1 protein-coding gene is annotated in these 203 nt (G+C 79.8%); it reads left to right on the forward strand.

Going from position 1 to position 203, the window contains the following annotated elements:
- The coding region (locus RT91_RS19325) for a hypothetical protein (RefSeq protein WP_035189473.1) at window positions 1–203 on the forward strand (203 nt) is incomplete at both ends.

A 203-nucleotide genomic window follows, 5' to 3' on the forward strand; every position in this document is an offset into this window, starting at 1 on the left:
GTCCTGCCGCCGCGCGCCCCGCTCTGCGCCGTCATGCCCGCCTATCGCGACGCCGCGGCGACGGCGGATGCCATCGCCTCCTTCCGCCGCGCCGCCCCGCGCTGCCCGCTGGTGGTGGTGGACGATGCCTCGCCCGAGCCCGCCCTCGTCCGCCTGCTCGATGAAGCGGCCGCGGCCGGGCGCATCGCGCTCCGCCGCCACCG

The sequence above is a fragment of the Acidiphilium sp. JA12-A1 genome (assembly GCF_000724705.2).
Lineage (GTDB): Bacteria > Pseudomonadota > Alphaproteobacteria > Acetobacterales > Acetobacteraceae > Acidiphilium > Acidiphilium multivorum.